Below are 15,678 nucleotides of genomic sequence, written 5' to 3' on the forward strand. Positions count from 1 at the left end.
AAGAACCTTCTTACCGGACGGACGGCACCCACGACGAGTCCAATAGGCGCAAGGTCACATCGCGGAACCGGAAAACCGCCGTCAGGTGACGCTCGGCTGACAACCGTGCGAAGTGCGCGCAGAGCGCTGGTACACCGGCGCATGAGCCGACCACATGGTGAGACGCGTCAAAGATTTTCCGGCTGGGGGGATGGATTCCCGCAGATGGTTCGGTGGTGATGCACCAAAGATGTGCCGGTCTGAGACGGTTCGGGGGTCACCCGTTATGCGATTTTGACATGAGCACCACTCCGAATGGCATTGTCCGAATGGCAAGATGCGGTAAAACCACGAGGTCGCGACACCCGAAGGTGTGTGTTCTCGTCGACCATCGGCACCTCTTCCCATCCGCCGGAGGAACCACGATGACCGCAAGCTCCACCCGTCGTACGACCGCGACACGCTCCCGTCTGGCGGCGGTCGGTGCGATCGGGGTCGCGGGCGCCCTGCTGCTCACCGGCTGCGGGGACCAGACCAACGGCAGCAAGGGCGGCTCCTCCGCGTCCGGCAGGGCGAGCACCGCTCCCCTCTTCTCGAAGCTGCCGAAGACGATCCAGGACAAGGGCGTCATCCAGGTCGGCACCAACGCCGAGTACGCCCCCATGGAGTACCAGGAAGGCGGCGACATCGTCGGCGTCGACCCCGACATCGCCGCCGCGCTGGCCAAGAAGCTGGGAGTGAGCTTCACGTTCACCTCCGGCTCCTTCGACGGCCTGATCACGTCGCTGAACTCCGGTCGTTACGACGTGGCGATCTCCTCCATAACGGACACCAAGGCGCGCCAGCAGGGCCTGGACGACAAGGGCAAGAAGCTCGGCCCGGGTGTCGACTTCGTCGACTACTTCACGGCCGGCACCGCGGTGTACGTGCAGAAGGGCAACCCGAAGAAGATCGGCTCGGTCGAGGACCTCTGCGGCCAGACCGCGGCCGTGCAGCACGGCACCACCTACGAGGCCCTGCTGCAGAAGCAGTCGAAGGCCTGCACGGACGGCGGCAAGAAGAAGATCACGATCGAGTCGTTCGACAACGACACCGAGGCCCAGACCCGGGTGAAGTCGGGCGGCGCGGTGGCCGGCGTCAACGACTACCCGGTCGCGATCGACCTGGCCCGCAAGGCCGACGGGGGCAAGGCCTTCGAGGTCGTCGGCGAGCAGGTCGACGCCGGTCCCTTCGGCATCGCCGTGAACAAGGACAACAAGCAGCTCACCAGCGCCCTGCGGGCCGCCGTCGACGCGATCATCCAGGACGGCACGTACAAGAAGATCCTCGCGAAGTGGGGCGCCCAGAGCGGCGCCATCGACAAGGCCGCGGTCAACGGCGGCAAGTGACTGCCGGGAAGGCTGAAGGGCAGTCACGGTGACTGACGATCTCGACAAGACGCCGGCCGGCGCGACGCCGCCGGCAACCGTCTCCAAGGAACCCGGCGGCACCCCGGTGCCCCCGGACACGATCAAGGCCGTTCCGGTCCGCCACTGGGGCCGCTACGTCAGCGCGGTCGTGGTGCTGGCCCTGGTCGGCCTGCTGGTCAACGCCTTCGCCACGGCCGACAAGATCCAGTGGCACGCGGTCGGCGACAAGCTGTTCGACTCCACCGTCCTCGCGGGCGCCGGCCGCACGCTGCTGATCAGCGTGCTCGCGATGGCCCTGGGCGTGTCCCTGGGCGTCGTACTGGCCGTGATGCGGTTGTCGAGGAACCCGGTGACGAGCTGGGTCGCCTGGGTCTACATCTGGTTCTTCCGCGGCACGCCGGTGTACGTCCAGCTCCTGCTCTGGTTCAACCTGGCGCTCATCTTCCCCCTCCTGAACCTCGGTCCGGTCTACAAGGACGAGATGACGGACGTGATGACGCCGTTCATGTGCGCCCTGCTGGGCCTCGGCCTGAACGAGGCCGCGTACATGGCCGAGATCTGCCGTGCCGGACTGCTGGCCGTCGACGAGGGCCAGACCGAGGCCGCGCACGCGCTCGGCATGAGCCATGGCAGGACCCTGCGCCGGATCGTCATCCCGCAGGCGATGCGGGTGATCGTGCCGCCGACCGGCAACGAGTTCATCAACATGCTGAAGACCTCGTCGCTGGTGTACGCGGTCACGTACAACGAGCTGCTGCGCGCCACCTCGACGATCGGCTCCACGTCCTACGCCGTGATGGAGATGCTGTTCGTCGCCTCCCTCTGGTACCTGGTGATGACCAGCGTGTTCAGCGTCTTCCAGTACTACCTGGAGCGCCGTTTCGCCCGTGGCTCGGCCCGCAGTCTGCCGCCCACGCCGTGGCAGAGGGTCAAGGCCAACCTGCTCAACCCGAGCGGCGACAGGAGCGTGCGATGAACGCCATGGTGAGGGCCGAGGGCGTGCACAAGTCCTTCGGCACCGTCGAGGTCCTCAAGGGCATCGACCTGGAGGTGAAGCCGGGCGAGGTGTTCTGCCTCATCGGCCCGTCCGGCTCCGGCAAGTCCACCTTCCTGCGGTGCATCAACCACCTGGAGAAGATCAACGCCGGGCGCCTCTACGTCGACGGCGAGCTGGTCGGCTACCGGCAGCAGGGCGACAAGCTGTACGAACTGCGGGACCGCGAGGTCGCCCTGAAGCGCCGCGACATCGGGATGGTCTTCCAGCGGTTCAACCTGTTCCCGCACATGACGGCCGTGGAGAACGTCATGGAGGCGCCGGTCCAGGTCAGGGGAGACAGCAGGGCGCAGGCACGGGAGCGGGCGATGGGCCTGCTGGAGCGGGTCGGTCTGGCCGACCGGGCCGGCCACTATCCCGCCCAGCTCTCCGGTGGCCAGCAGCAGCGGGTGGCGATCGCCCGGGCGCTGGCGATGGAGCCGAAGCTGATGCTGTTCGACGAGCCGACCTCGGCTCTGGACCCGGAGCTGGTCGGTGACGTCCTGGACGTCATGCGGGACCTCGCCGAGTCCGGCATGACCATGGTCGTCGTCACCCATGAGATGGGCTTCGCCCGCGAAGTGGGCGACAGCCTGGTGTTCATGGACGAGGGCGTGGTGGTCGAATCGGGCCATCCCCGCGAGGTCCTGACCAACCCCCGGCACGAGCGGACGCAGTCGTTCCTGTCGAAGGTCCTGTGACCGCGCGCCGGTGAGGGGCGGTACGGGCCACCCGTACCGCCCCTCCCGCCTGTCCGCCTACTTCACCCGCTTCGCCTGCTTCACCTACTTCACCGCGAGCAGCAGCGTGTCCGACGGCGAGCACCATACCGGCCGGGCCTCCCCGAACCCCTTCTCGCGCAGCACACGCGCGTGCCACGCCGGCGAGGGCATGTCCCCGTCGGCGTGCTCGCCGTAGATCTCGAACCGCCGGGCGGTCGGCTCGGCGAGGGCGGGGTCCTCGGCGGCGACCTGCCACCACTCGGCCCAGTCCAGCGCGCCTTGCCGCTTGGCCTGATCCATACGCGCGTGCCGCTGAGCGCGCTCGGCGGCGTTGATCCGGGGCGTGCTGTCGTCGATCATGTGGTCCGCGTTCATGAAGACACCACCGTCGCGGACCAGCCCCGCGACCTGACCGTAGAGGGCCGCGAGGGGTTCGCTGTGCAGCCAGTGCAGGGCCGTGGCGGTCAGGACGGCGTCGTAGGAGCCGTACGGCAGCTTCGCCGGCCAGTGGGGGTCCTTGAGGTCGGCGGTGACGAAGGAGACGCGCTCGTCGCCCTCGAAGGTGCCGCGCGCGATGGCGAGCAGGGCCGGGTCGAGGTCGACGCCGGTGCTGGTGGCCTCCGGGAGGCGTCTGAGCAGCCGGTCGGTGATGCTGCCGGTGCCGCAGGCGAGGTCGAGGACCCGCGGAGCCGTTCCCACGAGCGCCTCGACCATGTCGAGCATGATCCCGAACCGCTCCTCCCGGTCCGGCATGTACCACTCCTGCTGCCGGTCCCAGCTCTCCTGCCAGGCGGCCCAGTCGGTTCCGGTACTCGTCGTCATGGCACCCCGACTCCCCTCGGTTCGCGTAATACCCTGGAAGCACGACCGGCTGTTACCCGACCGCAGACACGACCATAAAGCGCGCCCGTAAGGACTACAAGTGGAACTGGCCTATTACTCGGATTACGCCGTCCGTCTCGTCAACAGCGAGGAACCGGCCCGGGGCAAGGACTCGCTGACCTCGGTCGAGGCCGTCCGCGACCTGTTCGGCGCCAACTCGTCGGCGGCCCGCCGCACGACCGACGCCGACGTCACGCGGTTTCGCTCGGTACGGGCCCGGCTGCGCGCGGTCTTCGAGGCGGCCGACAAGGGCGACGAAATCCTGGCGGTGGACCTGCTGAACTCACTCCTCCTGGAGTTCCCCGTGTCGCCGCAGATCTCCGGCCACGACCACCGGGACGACGACGGCCGTCCGCTGTGGCACATGCACCTGGCCGACCACCCCTCCAACGCCACGGCGGGCTACGCGGCGATCGCGGCGATGGGCCTGGCCTTCCACCTGACGGAGTACGGCGTGGACCGCCTCGGCCTGTGCGAGGCGGCCCCGTGCCGCAACGCCTACCTCGACACGTCCACCAACCGCTCCCGCCGCTACTGCTCCGACCGCTGTGCGACCCGCGCCAACGTGGCCGCCTACCGGGCCCGCAAGCGGCTGGAGGCCGACCGGTCGGGCAGCAGCGGCCTCGCGGCCGAGAGCGCCCAGCGCGCCAGCGTGAGCGGGGAGCGCTGACCGGCGGGGAACGGCCGGTACCGCAGACGCGCGCGCCCGAGGATGAGTTCATCGGGTACGACGCCGTAGTCCGTGCTGTCCCCGCCCGCGTACGGGTTGTCGCCGAGCACCCACCAGCCGCCCTCGCGCCGCTCCACGGCACGCTTGACCACGAGCAGGTCCTGCTGGAACGGATGGCGCAGGACGACGACGTCCCCCGGCCTGACCGAGGCGCCGTACTGCACCAGCAGCCGGTCCCCGTGTTGGAGCGTGGGCACCATGGACGGGCCGGTGACCTCGGCCAGCCCGAACGGCGCCACGGCCCTCCCCCGCTCGCTCTCCTGCGACAGCTCCGGCATCCCCGGCACCTCCCCGGTCCGTTCCTCCACCAGTCTCAGTCTGACCCTGGACTTTTGTCCTAAGCCCCAGGGGGCACCCGAGAAATCGCCTTCCGCAGGGAGTAATGTCGCACCTGAGAAGACGATCACGAGGAAGGAATGCTCCATGCTTTCCCGCCTGTTTGCCCCCAAGGTCAAGGTCAGCGCCCACTGCGACCTGCCCTGCGGCGTCTACGACCCGGCCCAGGCCCGCATCGAGGCGGAGTCGGTGAAGGCCGTCCAGGAAAAGATGGCCGGCAACGACGACCCCCACTTCCAGGCACGCGCCACCGTCATCAAGGAGCAGCGCGCGGAGCTCGCCAAGCACCACGTCTCCGTGCTCTGGAGCGACTACTTCAAGGCCCCGCACTTCGAGAAGTACCCGGAGCTGCACCAGCTGGTCAACGACACCCTGAAGGCCCTCTCGGCCGCCAAGGCGTCCACCGACCCGGCGACGGGCCAGAAGGCGCTGGACTACATCGCCCAGATCGACAAGATCTTCTGGGAGACCAAGAAGGCCTGACCTTCTGGTACACCTTCTGGCCTGCGGTTTCCTTGGCCGCAGCGTCTCTTTGTCCACACCCGGTCCGCAGTCCGCCGAGCACGGCGTCCCTGACGGGCCGGGTGTGGTCTTTTCTCACCCGTTCCCGGCGTCCGTCAGTGGAACTGCGGCACGACCAGACAGATCCCGTACGCCACCGCCGCCGCGCAGGCGAGGAAGCACGGGCCGGCCAGGGCCCGGCCCGTGGTGGCGGCGCCGGGGCGGCCGGCGTCGGCCTGGGACAGGCCGAGGACACCGATGGTGAAGTGCGGCGGGGGCCGGGGTGCGGAGGGTGACCTCGTGGTGGTCGTTGACCTTGCCGGCGTCGTGGAGGCCGTCTCGGCGGCGAAGCCCTGCGGTGACTGGATCTCCGCCAGCCCCTTGCCCATGGTGCGGATGATCCGCCAGCCGCCCTGATAGGTGCCGAGGCCGATGGCGAGGCCCGCGGTCGCGATCACCCAGACCGGCGGGCCGGGGTCATGGCCGAGCGCGCCCGCCGAGATCAGGGTCAGCGTGATGACACCCATCGTCTTCTGCGCGTCGTTGGTGCCGTGCGCGAGGGACACGAGGGAGGCGGAGGCGATCCGGCCGAGGCGGAATCCCCAGGTCACCGAGGACTGGCGGGCGCGGGCGCTGAGCTTGTAGGCGAGGCAGGTGGCGGCCCGGGCCGCGAGACCCGCCACCACCGGGGAGGCCGCGCGCCGGTGGCGATGGAGGTCGCCGTCGCGGGCCAGTGTGTGGCGAACCGGAGGCGAACGCCGTGTCGAACATGGGGAACTCTGTTGTGCCTTCCTGTGTGAAAACGTTCCCTCTCTCGATGTCGGTGCCCTGTGCCAAGCTGTCGAGGTGACCCTGGAGGACCTCAGACGGCTGCGGCGGGTGCGCGACCGCATGGACCGCGAGTACGCCGAGCCGCTCGACATGACCGAGCTGGCCCGCGGCGCCCACATGTCGCCCGGCCACTTCCAGCGCAGTTTCCGCAAGGCGTTCGGTGAGACGCCGTACAGCTATCTGATGACCCGCAGGATCGAGCGGGCCAAGGCGCTGCTGCGCCGGGGCGACCTCACCGTGACCGAGGTGTGCCTGGCCGTGGGGTGTACGTCGCTCGGCTCCTTCAGCTCCCGCTTCACGGAGCTGGTCGGGGAAACGCCGAGCGCGTACCGGGCCCGCGACCACGCGGAGAGTGCGGTGATCCCGTCCTGCGTGGCCCGTACGTTCACCCGCCCACGCCGCCGGCCCTGGTGACTCGCGCGCGTCCCCGCCCGGATGGGCCTAGCGTGGCCCCATGGACGTGAAACTCAAGACGTGTTTCATCGCGGTGGACGACCATGACAAGGCGCTCGCCTTCTACCGTGACGTGCTCGGCCTGGAGGTCCGCAACGACGTGGGCTTCGAGGGCATGCGCTGGGTGACGCTGGGCTCGCCGCTCCAGCCGGACGTCGAGATCGTGCTGGAGCCGCCCGGCGCGAACCCGGACGCCTCCCCCGCCGACCGGCAGGCGATGGCCGAACTGCTCGCCAAGGGCATGCTGCGGGGCGTCCTCTTCACGACCGAGGACTGCGACGCGCTGTTCGAGCGGGTACGGGAGTCCGGCGCCGATGTGCTCCAGGAGCCGACGGACCAGCCGTACGGGGTGCGGGACTGCGCCTTCCGGGATCCGGCGGGCAACCAGTTGCGCTTCCTCCAGCGGCCCGCGGAGTGACCTCCCAGAAGCGGTGTGAGATTCCAGAAGCGGTGTGAAATGCCGGAAGCCGTCGGCGCGTTGGCGCCTACACTCCCCGGCATGATCATTCGCTGGACGTACGCCTTCGTCGACCGGCCCGTCGGCCGGCTGCCCGAGGCCCGCGCCTTCTGGGCCGCCGTCACCGGCACCCGGCCGTCCGAACCCCGCGGCGACCAGGCAGAGTTCCTGACGCTGCTGCCCCAGGACGCCGACGGGGCGGACGCCTGCGTGAAACTCCAGGGCGTGACCGGGGGCGACGGCGGCGCCCACCTCGACTTCTGCGCCGAGGACGTGCGGGAGCTGGCCGGGGCGGCCCGTGCACTCGGCGCCCATCTGGTGGCGGACCACGGCGACTGGGTCGTACTGCGCTCTCCGGCGGGGCAGTTGTTCTGTGCCGTGCCCTGGCACGGGGAGACGGTACGGCCGCCGGTGGTGGCGGGCAGCCGGCTCGACCAGGTCTGCCTCGACATCCCGCCCTCGGTGTACGCCTCCGAGTCCGCCTTCTGGGCCCGGCTCACCGGCTGGGAGCGGCACACGGGTTCGCGGCCGGAGTTCGAGGTGCTGACGCCACCGGCGGGGCTCCCTGTGCGGATCCTGCTGCAGCGGCTCGGCGACGAGCGCCCCGGCTCCGCCCATCTCGACCTCGCCTGCGCGGACGTCGCCACCGTCCGTGCCCGGCACGAGGCGCACGGGGCGGTACGGGTGGGCGGGGGCCCGCACTGGACGGTGATGCGCGACCCGGCCGGCGGCACCTACTGCCTGACCGGCCGGGACCCCGAGACCGGCGGACTTCCCGGCGCCGGCCGGTCCCCGGCGGACGCGTAGGCGCCAAGGAGGACGCGGAAGGAAGAGCGTGGGGTGTTCCGCTCACGGCCACCGCCGCGGCCACGGCGACCGCCTCGCCGCCCCTCACCGCCTGCCCTCCTCTCCGGTCACCCCCAGGGCTCCACGTCCACCACGACGTCGACCGGCAACGGCCCGTACACGTGCGGGAACTCCTCCCCGCCCGGCTCCACGGCCTCGTACCTGACCGGGGCCCGGACCAGGGCGGGGTCGACGACCAGCACGACCAGTTCGTCCGGGCCGTCGTACTCGCCGTAGAGGAACGCGGCGACCCGCGGAAGCTGCTCGCGGGTGGAGAAGTGGATGAAGCCCTCCTCCTGGAGAGTGCGGCCACGGGTGGACACCTCGTAGGTGCCGCGCTCACGCGCGCTGTCCCAGAGGGAGCGTTCGGTGATGTGCAGGATGCGGGGCAGTTTCGGCATGCGCCCACGTTACGGCTCGTCGACGGGCCGGATCACCACCGGCCAGGCGGCCATGCCCTCCGGACCGGGGCAGCGGGTGACCCGTTCGGCGATCTCGGTGACCCGCTCCAGGCTTGCGCAGTCCACCAGCCAGAACCCGGCCAGCAGCACCTCGGTCTCGCCGTACGGGCCGTCGGTGATCACCGTCTCGCCGCCCTCGCCGCACGCCACGAACCGGGCCCGCGCGGGCTCGGCCAGTCCCTGGGCCTCGATCAGCTCGCCGGACTCGACGAGGTCCTCGTTGACGGCTCGCATGTAGAGGTACATCACCTTGAGCTGCGTCTCGGTCCAGGCCGGCGCATGCGCGGAGGACCTGCCGCGCATGCCGTCGTAGTCGGCCTGCGTGGCCTGCACCATGACCAGGTACTTCATGGGCCGCCCCGGCGGCCCGGGGCGGAGTCCGGCGGCTGGTCCGCATCGGGAGCACGGCCTGCGGACCTGCTGGAGCCGTCGGGTTCGACGGCGGCGGCGAACGCCGGGCAGTCGGGGTTGCGGCACGGGCCGGGGCCCCAGACCGGCACCCAGGCACCGAGCGTCTTGTGCCGCCCGACGACCGTTTCGACGGACTGCCCGCACACGGAACAGACGGATTCCTCGCTGCCCACGTCCTCAGCGTAAGGCGGCCGGGGTCTCAGCGCTTGCGCGTGTACGTCCGTACGACCGCGCCGTTGCCGAAGGTGCGCACCTCGTCGAGGCCGAACTCGCTGATGTCGAGGCCGGTCGCGAACATGGGCATGCCCCTGCCGTAGACGATCGGGTAGGTCTTGATGACGAGTTCGTCGATCTCGTCCAGCAGTTGTCCGGCGAGATCCGCACCGCCGCACAGATAGATGTCCAGGCCGCCCTCCTCCGCCTTCAGCGCACGGACCCGGCCGACCAGGTCGTCGGCGACGATTTCGACGTGCGGGTCGGGTGACACGGTCAGGGTGCGGGAGGCGACATACTCGCGCAGATGGGCGTAGGGGCTGGTGATGCCTTCCTTGAGGGCCAGGTCGTAGCTGGCGCGGCCCTGGATGACGGTGTCGAACCGCTTGTTCGGAAGGTGGTCGAGGCCGAGCGGCCCACGGCCGTGGGTGGCGACGGTCTCCGGGAACTCCGTCTTGAGGAAGTCGAGATACTCCTCGTCCATGAAGCGGAACATCGCCGTGGCGTCGCCGTGCTCGTCGCCGATGAAGCCGTCGATCGAGCAGGCGACGAAGTAGGTGAGCTTGCGCAAACTGATTCCCTCTCGTTGAGCCACTGCAGGCGTAGTGCTTTATTTATAGTACTTCATCTGTCGTGGTTCAAGAGTTTTTCGCGACCCGCACAGCAACGGGCCCCGCACACCGTGGGGATGTGCGGGGCCCTCCTGGCCGGAGCCGGCCACGGTCAGCCGTTGCGCCGGGTCACGAACTCGGCCAGCGCCAGCAGCCCGTCGGCCGCCTCGGGAGCGGGGACCGCGCGGGCCAGCTCCTGCACGGCGCGGGCCATCCGGTCGGCCGCCTCGGCCTGCGCCCAGTCCCGGCCGCCCGCCCGCTCCACGGCCAGTGCCGTACGCGCGATGCTGTCGGCGTCCTCAGGGACGTGCGGCGTGCCGTACAGCTCGGCCAGTTCGGCCGCCGCCCCGGTGCCGGCCGACAGCGCCGCCACCACGGGCAGCGACTTCTTGCGGGCCGCGAGATCCGCCCCGGCCGGTTTCCCGGTGCGCCGCGGGTCCCCCCATATGCCGATGACGTCGTCGATCAGCTGGAAGGCGAGCCCCGCCTGACGGCCGAAACCGTCCAGCGCGGCCACGCCCTCGGTGTCCGCGCCCGCGTACAGCGCGCCGAGGGCGCAGGCGCAGCCCAGCAGCGCGCCGGTCTTGGCCTCGGCCATGGCGAGGGCCTCGTCGAGGGTGATCTCGCCCGGGGCACGGCGCTCCAGGTCCACGTCGATGTGCTGGCCGGCGCACAGCTCCACGACACAGTCCGTGAGCCGGGCGGCGGCCTGCCCCGAGGCCGGGTGCGGGTCCTCGGCGAGCAGCCGCAGGGCCAGCGCCTGCAGGGCGTCACCGGCGAGGATCGCGTCGGCGTCGCCGAACACCGTCCAGGCCGTGGGCCGGTGCCGGCGGGAGGCGTCCCGGTCCATCACGTCGTCGTGCAACAGCGTGAAGTTGTGGACCAGTTCGACCGCCACCGCCGCCCGCACCGCCGCCGTACGGGCCACCGGGCCGCCGAGGGCCGCGGCCGCCGCCAGGACGAGGGCCGGCCTTATCGCCTTGCCGGCGTTGCCCGTTGCCGGGGTGCCGTCCGCGTGCTGCCAGCCGAAGTGGTAGAGCGCGATCCGGCGCATGGAACCGGGCAGCGACTCGAGGGCCGCGCGCAGCTCCGGGTCGACGACGGCCCGGGTGCGCTCCAGCAGGGCCGCCGCCTCCTGTCCCTCGAGCGGACCGGCACCGGCGTCCCCGGTCCTCCCCCGCCGTTCCCCCGGCGTGCCGGGGTGCGGCACGCCGGGGGAACGCTGTTCGGTCTCCGTCATGAACTCGGCCATGTCTCCCCCTCGCCAGGTCCGCGGACACCGGCGTCGCCGGCCCGGCCGGACACATGTTCCGAGGGTCTACCCGCCGTGGCGGGCGGGGACACGGCCGCGACGTGCGGAAACGTCACCTCCAGCGGCCGATTTCGACGTTCTCCAGGACACCGAGGGCGTCGGGCACCAGCACGGCGGCCGAGTAGTAGGCCGTCACCAGGTACTTGATGATGGCCTGTTCGTTGATCCCCATGAAACGGACGGACAGGCTCGGCTCGATCTCGTCCGGGACGCCCGACTGCCTGAGACCGATGACACCCTGCTCGTCCTCGCCGGTACGCATCGCGATGATCGACGTCGTGCGCTCCGGGGTGACCGGGATCTTGCCGCACGGGTAGATCGGCACCCCGCGCCAGGTCGGGATGCGGTTGCCACCGATCTCGACGGTCTCCGGGACCAGGCCCCGCTTGTTCAGCTCCCGTCCGAACGCGGCGATCGCGCGCGGGTGGGCCAGGAACAGCTTGGTGCTGCGCCGGCGGCTGAGCAGCTCGTCCATGTCGTCCGGGCTGGGGACGCCGTCGTGCGGCTGGATCCGCTGGTCGTACTCGCAGTTGTGGAGCAGGCCGAAGTCGCGGTTGTTGATCAGCTCGTGCTCCTGGCGCTCCTTGAGCGCCTCGACCGTGAGCCGCAGCTGCTGCTCGGTCTGGTTCATCGGCTGGTTGTACAGGTCGGCCACGCGCGTGTGGATGCGCAGCACGGTCTGGGCGATGCTCAGTTCGTACTCGCGGGGCCGCGCCTCGTAGTCCACGAAGGTGTGCGGGATGTCGGGCTCACCGGAGTGGCCGGCCGCCAGCTCGACCTCTTTCTCGCCGTACTTGTTGGTCCGCTGTTCCGGGAGGGAGCGCAGCTGCTCGAGGTGCGCGCGCAGCGTGTCGGAGCGCTCGGCGACCTGCTGGAAGTCCTGGCGGCTGAGGATCAGCACGGTGGTCGCGGTGTCCGCGCGGACGGTGTACTCCCAGATGGCGTCCGGGTCCAGCAGCGCCTGGTCGCCGAAGTAGGCGCCGTCGGCGAGGACGCCGAGGACGGCGTCGTCGCCGTAGGGGCCGGTGCCGATCTTCTCGACCCTGCCGTGCGCCAGCAGGTACACCTCGCCCGTCTGGTTGCCGAAGTCTGCGATGATCTCACCGGGTGCGAAGTCGCGCTGGCGGCAGCGCCGGGCCAGCTCGGTCAGCACCTCCTCGTCCTCGTAGGAGCGCAGGGCCGGCAGCTCGCCCAGTTCAGCCGGGATGACCTCGACCTGGTCACCGGTCTTCACGAAGGTGATGCGGCCGTCACCGACGGAGTACGTCAGCCGCCTGTTGACGCGGTACGTGCCGCCCTGTACGTCGACCCACGGGAGTGTGCGCAGCAGCCAGCGGGAGCTGATCTCCTGCATCTGCGGAACGGACTTGGTGGTGGTGGCCAGGTTCCGCGCGGCCGCCGTCCCGAGGGACTGCTGCGGCTTGCCCTGATCCGTGCGGACCTCTTCGCCTACCGACATAGAGAATTGCCTCCCAGGTATTCCCGGTGCCGAATCGCACGGGCACCGGTCTCGGGACCGAGCCTTTCATCACCGAGCGTGGTCGCACCATTACCCAAACGAGCGGGAATGGATCATCGGATTACTGGGCACGAAGAGGGATCCCGCCGGGGTCGGCACGCAAGGGCGTCCCCTTCCCCGCAACCCGTCCCCGCGCCGGGCGACAATGAAGCGGTGACCAGCAGCGACCCGCTCACTCCCCGCCTCCCCTCCCCTCTTCAGGGGGTCGGGGACGAGCGTTTCGACCGCCATGGACTCACGCTGCTGCTGAAACGGGAGGATCTGATCCACCCGGATCTCATAGGCAACAAGTGGCGCAAGCTGGTGCCGAACATAGCGGCGGCCGAGGGCCGCCCCCTGGTCACCTTCGGCGGCGCCTACTCCAACCACCTGCGCGCCACCGCCGCCGCGGGCCGCCTCCTCGGGCTGCCGACCACCGGCGTGGTCCGCGGTGACGAGCTGGCCGGCCGTCCGCTCAACCCCTCCCTGGCCCGGTGCGCGGCGGACGGCATGCGGCTGCACTTCGTCGACAGATCGACGTACCGACGCAAGACGGAGCCGGGGACCCTGGCCTCGATCCTGCGCGCGGCCGGCGCCGAGGAGGCGTACGTCGTACCCGAGGGCGGCAGCAACAGCGCGGCCGTACACGGCTGCCGGGCACTGGGGGAGGAACTGCGCGGGCGTGCCGACGTCGTCGCGGTCGCCTGCGGCACGGGCGGCACGCTCGCGGGGCTCGCCGCCGGGCTGACGGCGCAGCAGCGTGCACTGGGCATACCGGTCCTCAGGGGCGGCTTCCTGGAAGGCGACGTACAGCGACTGCAGGAACGTGCCTTCGGTACCCGTACCGGCTCCTGGTCCCTCGACGGACGCTTCCACTTCGGCGGTTACGCCCGTACGACCCGCGAACTGGACGCGTTCGCCGAGGACTTCGAGGAGCGGCACGGACTGCCCGTCGAGCGTCTGTATGTCGCCAAGTTGCTGTACGGACTTGTCGCCCTCGCGGACGAGGGTGCCTTCGCGCGCGGGACGACGATCGCCGCCGTCGTCACGGGGCGGCCGTTCCCGCAGGGACCTCAGCCCGCCTCCCTGTAGGCCGCCGCCTCCTCCAGGTCCAGGCGCCTGAGCAGGGCGCGCAGCATCTCGTCGTCGATGTAGCGGTGGTCGCGGAGCTTGACGAAGACCTCGCGCTCGGCGCTGATCATCTCGCGGGACAGCCGGCGGTAGGTGTCGTCCACGGACTCGCCGGTGACCGGGTTGGTCTGGCCGAGGCGTTCCCAGACGGCGTTGCGGCGGCGCTCCAGGACCGTGCGCAGACGGTCGGCGAGCGGCGGGGGCAGGGCGTTGCGCTCGTCGGAGAGCAGGTCGTCCAGGCGGTGCTCGGCGGCCCGGGAGGCCTGTGCCTGGGCGTTGGCCTCGGCGAGCGTCTCGGCCTGCGGGTCGCGGCCGGGGAACCGCATCAGGCGGATCAGCGGCGCGAGCGTCAGCCCCTGCACCACGAGAGTGCCGATGACCGTGGTGAAGGTCAGGAAGAGGACCAGGTTCCGCTGCGGGAAGGCGGTGCCGTCGTGCACGGTGAGCGGGATCGAGAAGGCGATGGCCAGGGACACCACGCCCCGCATGGCGGCCCACCCGGTCACGACCGGGCCCCGCCAGGTGGGGTTGTCCTCGCGCCCCCGGATGCGGCGCGAGAACCGGCGGGGCAGGAAGGTCGCCGGGAACACCCAGACGAAGCGGGCCGCGACGACCACGAGGAAGACCGCGATCGCGTACCAGGCCGCGTCGGCGCCCCGGTACGCGCCCAGCCCCTTCAGGACGGTCGGCAGCTGCAGGCCGATCAGCGCGAACACGGCCGATTCCAGCACGAAGGCCACCATCCGCCACACCGCGTCCTCCTGCAGCCGGGTGGCGAAGTCGACCTCCCACGCGCGGTGCCCGAGGTAGACCGCGACCACCACGACCGCGAGGACCCCGGAGCCGTGGAACTGCTCGGCCACGCCGTAGGCGACGAACGGGATCAGCAGGGAGAGCGTGTTCTGCAGCAGCGCCTCCTTCAGATGGGTGCGCAGCCAGTGGATCGGCACCATGAGCACCAGTCCGACGACGACACCGCCGACGGCGGCCCGCAGGAACTCGCCGATGCCGCCCGCCCAAGTGGCGCCCTCGCCGACGGCCGCGGCGAGGGCCACCTTGTAGGCGGTGATCGCGGTGGCGTCGTTGAGCAGGGACTCGCCCTGCAGGATGGTGGTGATCCTGGACGGCAGGCCGACCCGGCGCGCGATCGCCGCGGCCGCGACCGCGTCCGTCGGTGCGACCACCGCGCCCAGCACCAGCGCGGCGGGCAGCGGCAGCCCCGGAACGACGAGGTAGGAGACCCAGCCGACGACGAAGGTCGCGAACAGCACATACCCGATCGACAGCAGGCCCACGGGCCGCATCTGGGCGCGCAGGTCGAGGTACGAGCTCTCCGTGCCCTCCTTGTACAGCAGCGGGGGCAGCACCAGGGGCAGGACGACCTCCGGGTCCAGCGTGTAGTGCGGGACCCCGGGGAGGTACGAGACCGCCAGGCCCACGGCGACCAGCAGCAGCGGGGCCGGCACGGGGGTGCGCCGGGCGGCCCCCGCGACCGCCGCACTGCCCGCGACCAGCAACAGCAGCGGCATCACGTCCATGGTCCTCGCCCACCCTCGTTTTTCGCGCGGCCACCCGCACACCCGTCGTAATCTGGCAATCATGAAACAGTGCACGCACGCCGAGGCGCTGCCGCACCCGGAGCCGGACCCGCTCGAGCCCACCTGCCCGGAGTGCCTGCGGAACGGCACGCACCCCGTCCAGCTGCGGTTGTGTCTCACCTGCGGCCACGTCGGCTGCTGCGACTCCTCGCCGGGGAGGCACGCGACACAGCACCACGAGACGTCCGGTCACCCGGTCATGCGGTCCTTCGAACCCGGCGAGGAGTGGAAGTGGTGCTTCGTGGACCACGTTCTCGTCTGAGT

The 15,678-nt window shown here is 70.6% G+C and carries 19 protein-coding genes and 1 pseudogene; 10 read left to right on the forward strand and 10 right to left on the reverse strand.

Annotated features, from left to right (window positions below; translation table 11 throughout):
• Window positions 1-404 precede the first annotated feature (404 nt).
• The 3 genes from ACZ7HQ_RS22645 to ACZ7HQ_RS22655 are packed head-to-tail and all read left to right on the forward strand — an operon-like array spanning window position 405 to window position 3,122.
• Window positions 405-1,367, forward strand: a complete 963-nt coding sequence (locus tag ACZ7HQ_RS22645) for an ABC transporter substrate-binding protein (RefSeq protein WP_470992716.1) — start codon at window positions 405-407, stop codon at window positions 1,365-1,367.
• Between the two features lie 28 nt (window positions 1,368-1,395).
• On the forward strand, window positions 1,396-2,364 hold the full coding sequence (locus ACZ7HQ_RS22650) for an amino acid ABC transporter permease (protein ID WP_470992719.1): 969 nt from the start codon (window positions 1,396-1,398) through the stop codon (window positions 2,362-2,364).
• Window positions 2,361-3,122 carry an amino acid ABC transporter ATP-binding protein gene (locus tag ACZ7HQ_RS22655; RefSeq protein WP_470992722.1) on the forward strand — a complete coding sequence of 254 codons (762 nt, stop codon included), beginning with the start codon at window positions 2,361-2,363 and terminating at the stop codon, window positions 3,120-3,122. The genes ACZ7HQ_RS22650 and ACZ7HQ_RS22655 overlap by 4 nt, the downstream gene beginning before the upstream one ends.
• Before the next feature lie 84 nt (window positions 3,123-3,206).
• On the opposite strand, the gene ACZ7HQ_RS22660 is transcribed toward ACZ7HQ_RS22655, so the two are convergent.
• Complete coding sequence (locus ACZ7HQ_RS22660; RefSeq protein ID WP_470992725.1) at window positions 3,207-3,965, reverse strand: class I SAM-dependent methyltransferase; 759 nt, start codon at window positions 3,963-3,965, stop codon at window positions 3,207-3,209.
• A gap of 100 nt (window positions 3,966-4,065) precedes the next feature.
• Here ACZ7HQ_RS22660 and ACZ7HQ_RS22665 point away from each other — a divergent pair, with 100 nt between their 5' ends.
• Entirely contained in the window at window positions 4,066-4,695 is a 630-nt protein-coding gene (locus ACZ7HQ_RS22665; RefSeq protein ID WP_470992728.1) for a CGNR zinc finger domain-containing protein, read from the forward strand.
• On the opposite strand, the gene sodX is transcribed toward ACZ7HQ_RS22665, so the two are convergent.
• Window positions 4,599-5,033, reverse strand: a complete 435-nt coding sequence (gene sodX, locus ACZ7HQ_RS22670; protein WP_470993563.1) for a nickel-type superoxide dismutase maturation protease — start codon at window positions 5,031-5,033, stop codon at window positions 4,599-4,601. The two genes, ACZ7HQ_RS22665 and sodX, sit on opposite strands and share 97 nt — an antisense overlap.
• A gap of 145 nt (window positions 5,034-5,178) precedes the next feature.
• Between sodX and sodN the strand changes: the two genes are divergently transcribed.
• Window positions 5,179-5,574: a superoxide dismutase, Ni gene (gene sodN / locus ACZ7HQ_RS22675; protein WP_014674929.1), complete on the forward strand. Its 396-nt coding sequence runs from the start codon at window positions 5,179-5,181 to the stop codon at window positions 5,572-5,574.
• Between the two features lie 341 nt (window positions 5,575-5,915).
• On the opposite strand, the pseudogene ACZ7HQ_RS22680 reads toward sodN, so the two are convergent.
• Window positions 5,916-6,287 (reverse strand): annotated as a pseudogene (locus ACZ7HQ_RS22680) (inorganic phosphate transporter); the annotation flags it as partial.
• A 151-nt stretch (window positions 6,288-6,438) separates the two neighbouring features.
• On the opposite strand from ACZ7HQ_RS22680, the gene ACZ7HQ_RS22685 reads away from it, so the two are divergent.
• The 3 genes from ACZ7HQ_RS22685 (at window position 6,439) to ACZ7HQ_RS22695 (ending at window position 8,140) form a co-directional block, all read left to right on the forward strand.
• Complete coding sequence (locus ACZ7HQ_RS22685) at window positions 6,439-6,837, forward strand: helix-turn-helix transcriptional regulator (RefSeq protein ID WP_470992732.1); 399 nt, start codon at window positions 6,439-6,441, stop codon at window positions 6,835-6,837.
• Window positions 6,838-6,877: 40 nt separating this feature from the next.
• A complete protein-coding gene (locus ACZ7HQ_RS22690; RefSeq protein WP_067129055.1) occupies window positions 6,878-7,294 on the forward strand; it encodes a VOC family protein in 417 nt (138 codons plus the stop codon).
• 81 nt (window positions 7,295-7,375) lie between these two features.
• Entirely contained in the window at window positions 7,376-8,140 is a 765-nt protein-coding gene (locus tag ACZ7HQ_RS22695; protein WP_470992735.1) for a VOC family protein, read from the forward strand.
• Window positions 8,141-8,247: 107 nt separating this feature from the next.
• Here ACZ7HQ_RS22695 and ACZ7HQ_RS22700 read toward each other — a convergent pair whose 3' ends face one another.
• The 6 genes from ACZ7HQ_RS22700 to ACZ7HQ_RS22725 form a co-directional block, all read right to left on the reverse strand.
• Window positions 8,248-8,580: a DUF952 domain-containing protein gene (locus ACZ7HQ_RS22700; RefSeq protein ID WP_470992738.1), complete on the reverse strand. Its 333-nt coding sequence runs from the start codon at window positions 8,578-8,580 to the stop codon at window positions 8,248-8,250.
• Between the two features lie 9 nt (window positions 8,581-8,589).
• Complete coding sequence (locus ACZ7HQ_RS22705) at window positions 8,590-8,991, reverse strand: YciI family protein (RefSeq protein ID WP_470992741.1); 402 nt, start codon at window positions 8,989-8,991, stop codon at window positions 8,590-8,592.
• The gene (locus ACZ7HQ_RS22710; protein WP_470992744.1) at window positions 8,988-9,224 is read right to left on the reverse strand and encodes a hypothetical protein; all 237 of its coding nucleotides are present in this window, start codon (window positions 9,222-9,224) and stop codon (window positions 8,988-8,990) included. The genes ACZ7HQ_RS22705 and ACZ7HQ_RS22710 overlap by 4 nt, the downstream gene beginning before the upstream one ends.
• Before the next feature lie 26 nt (window positions 9,225-9,250).
• Window positions 9,251-9,835, reverse strand: a complete 585-nt coding sequence (locus ACZ7HQ_RS22715; protein WP_470992746.1) for a dihydrofolate reductase family protein — start codon at window positions 9,833-9,835, stop codon at window positions 9,251-9,253.
• A gap of 152 nt (window positions 9,836-9,987) precedes the next feature.
• Window positions 9,988-11,127 carry a family 2 encapsulin nanocompartment cargo protein polyprenyl transferase gene (locus ACZ7HQ_RS22720; protein ID WP_470992749.1) on the reverse strand — a complete coding sequence of 380 codons (1,140 nt, stop codon included), beginning with the start codon at window positions 11,125-11,127 and terminating at the stop codon, window positions 9,988-9,990.
• A 112-nt stretch (window positions 11,128-11,239) separates the two neighbouring features.
• On the reverse strand, window positions 11,240-12,646 hold the full coding sequence (locus ACZ7HQ_RS22725) for a family 2B encapsulin nanocompartment shell protein (RefSeq protein ID WP_470992751.1): 1,407 nt from the start codon (window positions 12,644-12,646) through the stop codon (window positions 11,240-11,242).
• A 213-nt stretch (window positions 12,647-12,859) separates the two neighbouring features.
• Here ACZ7HQ_RS22725 and ACZ7HQ_RS22730 point away from each other — a divergent pair, with 213 nt between their 5' ends.
• Window positions 12,860-13,777, forward strand: a complete 918-nt coding sequence (locus tag ACZ7HQ_RS22730; RefSeq protein WP_470992754.1) for a 1-aminocyclopropane-1-carboxylate deaminase/D-cysteine desulfhydrase — start codon at window positions 12,860-12,862, stop codon at window positions 13,775-13,777.
• On the opposite strand, the gene ACZ7HQ_RS22735 is transcribed toward ACZ7HQ_RS22730, so the two are convergent.
• Window positions 13,759-15,354: a Na+/H+ antiporter gene (locus ACZ7HQ_RS22735; RefSeq protein WP_470992757.1), complete on the reverse strand. Its 1,596-nt coding sequence runs from the start codon at window positions 15,352-15,354 to the stop codon at window positions 13,759-13,761. The genes ACZ7HQ_RS22730 and ACZ7HQ_RS22735 overlap by 19 nt on opposite strands.
• A gap of 61 nt (window positions 15,355-15,415) precedes the next feature.
• Here ACZ7HQ_RS22735 and ACZ7HQ_RS22740 point away from each other — a divergent pair, with 61 nt between their 5' ends.
• Window positions 15,416-15,676: a UBP-type zinc finger domain-containing protein gene (locus tag ACZ7HQ_RS22740; protein WP_470992759.1), complete on the forward strand. Its 261-nt coding sequence runs from the start codon at window positions 15,416-15,418 to the stop codon at window positions 15,674-15,676.
• The last annotated feature ends 2 nt before the right edge of the window (window positions 15,677-15,678 follow it).

Source organism: Streptomyces sp. NPDC037290 (assembly GCF_055603245.1).

Coding starts and splice junctions, on each gene's coding strand:
- ACZ7HQ_RS22645 (WP_470992716.1), top strand. CDS start 405: ATGACCGCAAGCTCCACCCGTCGTACGACCGCGACACGCTCCCGTCTG.
- ACZ7HQ_RS22655 (WP_470992722.1), top strand. CDS start 2,361: ATGAACGCCATGGTGAGGGCCGAGGGCGTGCACAAGTCCTTCGGCACC.
- ACZ7HQ_RS22660 (WP_470992725.1), bottom strand. CDS start 3,965: ATGACGACGAGTACCGGAACCGACTGGGCCGCCTGGCAGGAGAGCTGG.
- sodX (WP_470993563.1), bottom strand. CDS start 5,033: ATGCCGGAGCTGTCGCAGGAGAGCGAGCGGGGGAGGGCCGTGGCGCCG.
- sodN (WP_014674929.1), top strand. CDS start 5,179: ATGCTTTCCCGCCTGTTTGCCCCCAAGGTCAAGGTCAGCGCCCACTGC.
- ACZ7HQ_RS22690 (WP_067129055.1), top strand. CDS start 6,878: ATGGACGTGAAACTCAAGACGTGTTTCATCGCGGTGGACGACCATGAC.
- ACZ7HQ_RS22695 (WP_470992735.1), top strand. CDS start 7,376: ATGATCATTCGCTGGACGTACGCCTTCGTCGACCGGCCCGTCGGCCGG.
- ACZ7HQ_RS22700 (WP_470992738.1), bottom strand. CDS start 8,580: ATGCCGAAACTGCCCCGCATCCTGCACATCACCGAACGCTCCCTCTGG.
- ACZ7HQ_RS22705 (WP_470992741.1), bottom strand. CDS start 8,991: ATGAAGTACCTGGTCATGGTGCAGGCCACGCAGGCCGACTACGACGGC.
- ACZ7HQ_RS22720 (WP_470992749.1), bottom strand. CDS start 11,127: ATGGCCGAGTTCATGACGGAGACCGAACAGCGTTCCCCCGGCGTGCCG.
- ACZ7HQ_RS22725 (WP_470992751.1), bottom strand. CDS start 12,646: ATGTCGGTAGGCGAAGAGGTCCGCACGGATCAGGGCAAGCCGCAGCAG.
- ACZ7HQ_RS22735 (WP_470992757.1), bottom strand. CDS start 15,354: ATGGACGTGATGCCGCTGCTGTTGCTGGTCGCGGGCAGTGCGGCGGTC.
- ACZ7HQ_RS22740 (WP_470992759.1), top strand. CDS start 15,416: ATGAAACAGTGCACGCACGCCGAGGCGCTGCCGCACCCGGAGCCGGAC.